We start from the raw sequence: 6741 nt of genomic DNA, 5'->3' as shown, positions 1-6741 counted from the left end.
GTCCTATGATAGGCACCGTGGTGGGACCGGACGGCGAAGAAATCTTTTGTGATGAACACGGACGGGTGAAAGTCCACTTCCCGTGGGACCGTTATTCCAATGGCGATGACAAAAGCAGCTGCTGGATTCGTGTTGCTCAAGGCTGGGCGGGTAGCCAATACGGCATGATGGCCATACCCCGCATTGGCCATGAAGTGATTGTGTCCTTCTTACACGGTGACCCGGACCAACCGATTATCACCGGCCGCACGTATCATGCGACCAATGTGCCGCCTTATACCTTGCCGGCACACAAAACCAAGACGGTTTGGCGCAGTGAAAGCCACCAAGGCGAGGGCTACAACGAACTCACGTTCGAAGACCAATCGGGCAGTGAGCAAGTGTATTTACACGCGCAAAAAGACTGGCACACCGAGGTAGAAAACGACCGCGTGACCGAGATAGGTCATGACAATCACCATCAGATACACAACGACCAATTTCATCGTGTGATGGGCAATGCGCATCATACCGTGGAGGGTGAGAGTCGCACCCGTATTGGTGGCAACCACTCCAACCTCGTCAAAGCCAGTGAGCACTATAAAGTCGGTAAGGTTCATGCTGTAGATGCAGGGAGTGACATTCACCTAAAAACGGGCGCCAAACTAGTGATCGAAGCCGGTGCAGAAGTTACCTTAAGTGCCGGCGGTAGCTTTGTGAAAGTGGACGCGGCTGGCGTGCATGCTTCTGGTGCCTCAGTGAACCTAAACTCAGGCGGCAGTGCAGGCAGTGGCCCAGGCTTTAATGGCCAAATGGCCAAGCGTCCAAAAACCATCGACGCCTTAGCAGATCCCGAAGCCGCGCCACTCCCCGATATCCAAGCGGTTGATGTAATGACCACATCAGAAACACAGCAAGGGGCACCGACGCCATCGTGGGCGCCGAGAACAGACGATACGTCATCATTGTCGCCTCAACGTCAAGTAGAAGCACTAAAGGGGCAATCTCCTTTATGTGAGGAGTGCGAGAAGTGATGACTATCTTGGCGCATAGCAATCTTTTCGATAGCGTCCCTGACATGCAGCCGCAAGAGGGTCATCGTTTGTATTTGTTGGTCGATGGCGGACAAATTGAAGACCTTGCGCAGCAACTATATGGGTTAGAAGGAGAGTTAGACATTATGCCTGTCTATACGCAACCGCCTTATGACCAGCTGCTCGCGGTTTCTCCCTTTGTTGTACGATTGACCGACGCAGTGTGGGCATGGTTTACGACCCTCAATCAACCCACTGCAGGATATGTATTCGCGTCTTCACACCCTGGGCTTGACGTAGCACATCAGTTACGGGATTTCATTCAAGTGCTGTCACCCTATGGCAGTAAGGTGTTCTTAAAGCTGGCGCACAGTGAATGCATTGATGCGTTGCTATCTAATGATTTTGGTGGTTTTTGGTCCTTAATGTCTGCACTTTGGCTGCCAACGCGTGAAGGTTGGCAGGTTTATCATGCCCCTGAGTCGGCCAAATCAGTCTCGTTGCCCTATCAGCTCTCCGACCCTCAATGGAGCGCGCTTGGTACCGTGGTTTGGCGAAATCAAATACAAAGCCTTAAGCAACATATGCAAACTTACTTTCCTGAGCGTCTTACTTCTCAGTCAGATCCTGACCAATGGGTACAGACGTGGGCAGACACTGCCTATCAGCAAGGATTTCATACCGGGCAAGACCTCACGCAATTTTTCAATGTGTTAGGTTTTGTGGGTGAGCAAGCGCTTGATGCATCTGTGCATCCCGATATAAGCAATCTTGTTCTCAATCCATCGGCACTGACGCCCTCTCAGCGCATCGAGCAAGCGGCCTTATTGGCAAAACATGAATCAGAACAAGCCGAGTCTCACTTATCGAACCAGCAGGAGCAGCTATGAGTGACCCAATCTCAGCGGCCAAATGTGCCAACAATCAAGATAGTCGCGACCCAACCGGACCGTGTCCTTTAAAAGGTGGCAGCGTTGGTTTTGTTCCTGTGCGTTATGCGTTCGACAATGGCTATGATCAAGACGATTACACACCAATATTTGCTTTACCAAAAAAATGGCAAGGTGAAGCGTGGCTTGAGGCCGAGTATAGCCAGCGCACATTGCGTCAACTAAGGGACGGTTGGCTGTATGTCTACGACCAAGACGCGGAGCGTCTCGATGAATACCAAGTGTCTGGTACCAAACTCATTAAAAAGCTGGACGATGACAGCGATGGAGAAGCATCAAGCCGCTTAAACTATCCGGTTAAACACACGGTCTATCTTGCGTTTTCGCATCTACGCTGGACGGCGCGCTTAAAAACGCTGATGCAAGAAAAGGGTCAGCTACGCAGTGCGTGGATGCGAGAACTCGATCTTGATTATTATCGCGAGAATATGGCGCATCCACACACCGGCAGTTTAAAGCAACTCGGGCAAAGTGTGATTGATATTGGCGAGGACTCTGCACCGGCTGGGCTATTTGCAAGTACCTGTACACCGCTTGATGAAGTCGATGATCTAGAAACCGATGATCAAGACGATCAACAACACCAGCACGTTGCACAAAAGCTAGGTAGCACTGTCACTGACTACAAGGTGGACTTGGATAAACCCAATGAAGGCTTTTTTGTGGCGCTGGATGATAGGTTGGCTGATGTGTCTGATTTGTTCTTGCCTTTATCTCAAGAAGTAGCGCGACAGAGTGTTATTTTAAAAGACGAAGAGAACATTCATAAGCTCCAAATGGCTGAGCTGACGCGAATGCTAGCAGGCGTGAAATTGGAGCAAGACGAAGTACCCAGCTCAGTGAAGGGTGACCCCATCAGAGAGTTGGCATTCGAGCGCCATGTTATTGACTATCTTGCGACACAACGGCTTGCTGACCAAGAGCGAGCTGCGTTAGAAAGTAACCCCAATGTCGCAACTGTGCCGATGACGCCACTGCAAGAAGAGGCGTTAAATAAAGGGGCGCTTCTTGAGGAACAATACGATTACCAACTCACTGAAGAGCAAAAACAGCGTTGGTCTATGTTCAGCGATGAAGTGGATTGGGATGCGCTAGAGGCATTTCTCTCGGACCATTACAACCAATTACAAGGCCTTGATGCGCGGATCGCCACTCGCTACAAAGATTTTATGCATGGCCTTAAACAATTAAGCACCGAACCCGCCATTATGGGTGCAGACAATCAAGACACGGATCATTTGGTGTATCTGCTGAGCTTAGTGAGTCAATATTTGGTTGGCGTAAAACACGCGATAAACAATGAGGAAGCACAGGCTGAACTGAATAAAGTTCTGGACTTTGATCAGCCTGATAATCTCTTGGCGCTGGCGTCAGTGGGATTCTCAAAAGACAATTGGCAAGCACTGAATGATGAAGTGCAGAAGATTGAGCATCATTTTATCGGCTTAGATAAACCGGGAGATATGTTGGCACTGTTTAGTGCGATTGCTAACTATGACGGATTCACGGGCGATGTTCGTATCCAAGAGAAGGAATGGTTTAAATCGCTTGCAGAGCCTGTGAAAAAAAGCTTTGCTGCGTTGCAGCATGCGGTATCAGGCGCGGCGGAACAGACGTGGCGAGCGATAACCAACCTGTTATTTCCTAGCCAAATGAATACCACGAATAGCCCTGCAGGCATGATCAGTAATTTACGGCTAGTGATATTGGAGGCAATCGTTAATCCAGAAGCGATTGTTGCACACAACCCAGACTATCCGGCGCAAGTTTCGGCATGGCAGCGAAAGGTGAATGCCGAAGTCGCGATAATTACACGCATTAGCAAACCTCCGGTCGGGCAACCGATACCTAAAAATCATCAGATTCAAACCATGCATGCAGCTCAGCAGAGGCTGCAGAAGCTATTGAGTAGTGAGTTACCTCAAATGGTCACGGTGAAGTATCAAGCGGTGAATGATGCAGCGAAAAAAATGCTCAATCAAGCCATTGAGCGCATCTGGCAAAAAGGCACACAAGCTGCTCAAACATCGTGGAATAAGCTCGGTAAAATGGGAGGCATTGTTGCGATCCTCAATATTTGGAATAGCGCATCAGTCTTACATAATATTCGTTATAAAGCCGAGCAGCATCCAGAGACGAGCTTGTGGGCAAACCCAGCACTAAGAGAAGCCACCTACTCGACCGCTTATGCGGTGTCGGCGATCTCGGCGGTTTGGCGAGATGCTGCATGGGAAAAGATTATGACCAGACAGTCTCTTCTCTCGGAACCTATGAAGGTTGCGTTAAAGAGTAGTACTCACTCTTATGAGGTAAGACAAAGCCTAAAAATCTTTGCTAAAACCACTGCGATGGTGTCGTTATTTGGCTTATTAGCCTCGGGGCTAGAAACGTTGGATAGCGGTGAAAAGGTATTAGATTCAAGCAACGTGCCGATGGAAACTCTGGGGTATGTCCTAAAAGGCATATCTACGACAGCTCAGGCGCTCGTATTTTTTATCCAACTAGGCGCAAACGTATTTAGCCGATTAGGTATACTGTCCACCAGTATCGGTTCCATTATTGCAACTTGGATGTTGAGTGCGCTAATGGTTGCGGGTATCGCTTATTTGATAGCTATTGTAGTCATCAATGTTTTTAAACGCTCAGAGATAGAAAAATGGTTGCTTCACTCTACTTGGGGGAAACAGCCTAGCCAGTGGGAGTACCTTGAAGAGCTGAAGCGTTTGGACCAAGTTATTCATAAACCTCAAATTCGACTAAATGTTATCCCAAGTCGGCGACCTTCACAATGGATGGACGCTGGCACAGCACAGTGGCAATTAGAATTAACCCTGCCTGCGTTTACTCGGGATACAAAAATTGGTTTACAAGTCACCCGCAAGCCTAAAGACAAAAACTACCACTACCGTGTTGCTGAGCCGAAATCTGCAGTGTTAGTCAATGAACTGTGTGGGACATGGAGCAAAGACAAAGTATCTGGTAGCCTAATCTATCGATTAGATTTAGGGGGTACCACCGACGATACGGTGGCCGTACTCGTTAGTATGCCGTTTGCTTGGCAAGCATCAGAGAATAAGACGCTGGGCTATGTAGCTATAGGCAACCATCAAGGTGACCTAACCGTAAACCCAGCACCGAAAGATAAAGAACTTGCCAAGCGTACCATTGAAGTGAGAATTGAATAATGAGTAATGGAAAAAACACAGAACTCCTCGAGGGGCAGCTTTACGCTGCTCAGGTGATTTATTCTTGGGAATCTATGGGTGTGGGCCTGAAACACGAGAATATGGTTAAGTGGGGACTGTCGATATTTGCTGGAACATCATTTCTTTTGTTTCTTTGGTCAGTGCTCGAGAAATTGACTGTCGACTCATTTGCTTTTTGGGGATTAAGTGGTTTTTTGACACTGATGATTTTTGCATCGAGATACTTGTTTCTACCCGATAAACATCGCTGTTATCACTTAACCAGTCTCGGTATTCATTACACAGAAAAAGACATGATCCCCGATGTTGCTTATCAGGTAGTGCGTGGTTTTGCGTGGGTGGGTATCGTGGTTTGTGTTATTGCCGTGTTTGTGCTTGGTCCTCTTGCGTTTGTTGGGGCTGGTGGTTTTGCTCTGATGTCGTTTGGAATGACGAATTTTAAGCCAACGACGGAAAAGCATGAGGTATTCTTTTCGGATAGACCCATATTATTTAGTCCGATAAACGATAGCATATTACGCATTGATAGTAATATCCCCACTGAATACTGCAGTAGTCGAAACTTTTACTTCTCTTCTTTGGAAGAAAAAGATGCGGTTGTATCCTTGATTAAAAACATTAGAAAAGATATCGAGTATGTGGAAATGGCTAAAATGAATGACATGTTTAAACATCCAATCTTCATTCAGGACTAGTATATTTGGATATCAAAGAGAAACATTGGTTTTATAATGTCATGTCATGTTATTTATGGGTGATGCTCTATTCATATCAATGTATCTTAAAATTGCTGGGGCGAACGGTTGAAGTAAGAGCTGAAAAATGAGTAATGGAGAAAACATAGAGCCCCTCAAGGAGCAGCTTTACGCTGCTCAAGTGATTTATTCTTGGGAATCTATGGGTGCGGGCCTGAAACACGAAAATATGGTTAAATGGGGACTGTCGATATTTGCGGGAGCATCATTTCTTTTGTTTCTTTGGTCAGTGATCGAGAAGTTGACTGTCGACTCATTTGCTTTTTGGGTCTTAAGTGGTTTTTTGACACTGATGGTTTTTGCATCAAGATACTTGTTTCTACCCGATAAACATCGTTGTTATCAATTAACCAGTCTCGGTATTCATTACATAGAAAAAGACATGATCCCTGATGTTGCTTATCAGGTAGTGCGTGGTTTTGCGTGGGTGGGGATCGTAGTCTGTATTATTGCCGTGTTTGTGCTCGGTCCTCTTGCGTTTATTGGAGCAGGTGGTTTTGCGCTAATGCCGTTTGGAATGACGAATTTTCGTCCTAATGTAAATCACTCTTATATCTTGATTTCTGAGCGTACGGTTGTGTTTGACTTAGAGAATGATGGGGTGCTGTCACTTGAAGCTGCAGAGCAGGATGTGCATGCTTATGGTGGGAATATATTCACCACGACACTCGACCAAAAGCAAGAACTACTTTCTACATTACGCTCACTTTTTCCTTGTATCGAGTTTGTTAAGATAAAAAGGTTGAAAGATAAATATAAACACCCTGTTTATCAGCAAGAAGAAGAGAAAGCGGCTGAATAATATAGCGTTCAATAA

5 protein-coding genes are annotated in these 6741 nt (G+C 46.6%); all 5 read left to right on the top strand.

Translation table 11 applies throughout. The features are described 5' to 3' along the window. Positions 1-1013 (top strand): type VI secretion system Vgr family protein (locus tag BZJ19_RS08545; protein WP_167370406.1); only part of this gene is annotated, 1013 nt, incomplete at its 5' end. Next, positions 1013-1903, top strand: coding sequence for a DUF4123 domain-containing protein (locus BZJ19_RS08540; protein ID WP_077675308.1), 891 nt, complete (start codon positions 1013-1015; stop codon positions 1901-1903). The genes BZJ19_RS08545 and BZJ19_RS08540, both read left to right, overlap by 1 nt. Beyond that, on the top strand, positions 1900-5148 hold the full coding sequence (locus BZJ19_RS08535) for a T6SS effector BTH_I2691 family protein (protein ID WP_077675307.1): 3249 nt from the start codon (positions 1900-1902) through the stop codon (positions 5146-5148). Before BZJ19_RS08540 ends, BZJ19_RS08535 begins: the two co-directional genes overlap by 4 nt. After that, positions 5148-5864, top strand: coding sequence for a hypothetical protein (locus BZJ19_RS08530; protein WP_102136122.1), 717 nt, complete (start codon positions 5148-5150; stop codon positions 5862-5864). The genes BZJ19_RS08535 and BZJ19_RS08530 overlap by 1 nt, the downstream gene beginning before the upstream one ends. A 127-nt stretch (positions 5865-5991) precedes the next feature. Continuing rightward, positions 5992-6726, top strand: a complete 735-nt coding sequence (locus BZJ19_RS08525) for a hypothetical protein (protein ID WP_077675305.1) — start codon at positions 5992-5994, stop codon at positions 6724-6726. Positions 6727-6741: the final 15 nt, after the last annotated feature.

This window comes from Salinivibrio proteolyticus (assembly GCF_001996165.1).
GTDB classification, from domain to species: Bacteria; Pseudomonadota; Gammaproteobacteria; order Enterobacterales; family Vibrionaceae; genus Salinivibrio; species Salinivibrio proteolyticus.
The sequence above is the reverse complement of the archived record's forward strand: the minus strand, read 5'-3'. Positions and strand labels throughout refer to the sequence as shown.

What these genes read in the sequence shown, in the direction of transcription:
- BZJ19_RS08540 (WP_077675308.1), top strand. Translation starts at nt 1,013, where the DNA reads ATGACTATCTTGGCGCATAGCAATCTTTTCGATAGCGTCCCTGACATG.
- BZJ19_RS08525 (WP_077675305.1), top strand. Translation starts at nt 5,992, where the DNA reads ATGAGTAATGGAGAAAACATAGAGCCCCTCAAGGAGCAGCTTTACGCT.
- BZJ19_RS08530 (WP_102136122.1), top strand. Translation starts at nt 5,148, where the DNA reads ATGAGTAATGGAAAAAACACAGAACTCCTCGAGGGGCAGCTTTACGCT.
- BZJ19_RS08535 (WP_077675307.1), top strand. Translation starts at nt 1,900, where the DNA reads ATGAGTGACCCAATCTCAGCGGCCAAATGTGCCAACAATCAAGATAGT.